The 895-nt window shown below is 52.9% G+C and carries 2 protein-coding genes; both read left to right on the top strand.

The window, feature by feature from the left end:
- Positions 1–372: DUF2931 family protein (locus AC1DSG_RS31420; protein ID WP_477794331.1), on the top strand; the 372-nt coding region annotated here is incomplete at its 5' end.
- A gap of 3 nt (positions 373–375) precedes the next feature.
- Positions 376–895 (top strand): DUF2931 family protein (locus tag AC1DSG_RS31415; protein ID WP_477794330.1); only part of this gene is annotated, 520 nt, incomplete at its 3' end.

Raw genomic sequence — 895 nt, 5'->3', positions numbered from 1 at the left:
GGGGCTGACCTGCCTCGTTTGGTCTATGTGCGCTGGCAGTCCATGGCAGAACCACAGACCTACGGAGCCTACATCGAGATCCCTGAATCTGCGCGGGACACCATGCTCAAGGGTGAAAAAGCTTATTGCGGCGCGGTAGGCAAATGGAAAACCGATTACCGAAAATTTTTGACTATCGGTCTAGCGCCAGGAGGAATCGCCAAAGTGTGGTTRGGYGGGSCCTGTTTAAAAGCGACCGAAGTCACCAGAGTCCAAGGCAAGATCCATCCAAAAGGTCCTTACGGGGGCACGTCCAACGGAAAGCATCGCCCGCTTTCAGAAGAGTCCCAAGCCTACATCGAYAAGTTCGGCATTCCCTATGGCTCCTGGTGACCCATGAACAATCGCCAGAAACCTCGACCGGAAGGACTTTCAATCCATAAGTCCGCATCYCTGTTTAAAGCAGGSTGTGCAGTAGTGCTTGTGCTCTTTTTGGATGGATGCACCAAAGACCATCGCAGATCATTACCTTACGACGCGTGGAGCCTCAATTTTTTTAACCCCGACTATATGGAGGTCTGGATTGAAACGGCTAGTGTCGTTGATATCAATGAGCGCGTGTTCCTTCGCGCGGGCAGCGGAATCCCTTCGACTGGCTATCCTCGGGGGCTAAGTAAAGGCATTCCAGCTGTCTTCAAGGGCGATGCAAAGGGATGGTTTGAGAATCCAGCAGGAAAGGGGCGATATGTAACGGGGGCTGACCTGCCTCGTTTGGTCTATGTGCGCTGGCAGTCCATGGCAGAACCACAGACCTACGGAGCCTACATCGAGATCCCCGAATCTGCGCGGGACACCATGCTCAAGGCTGAAAACGCTTATTGCGGTGCGGTAGGTAAATGGAAAACAAATGGAAAAC

It is taken from the genome of Pseudomonas sp. P5_A12 (assembly GCF_056400685.1).
Note: the sequence above shows the minus strand (reverse complement) of the source record. Positions and strands in the feature narration are given on the sequence as shown.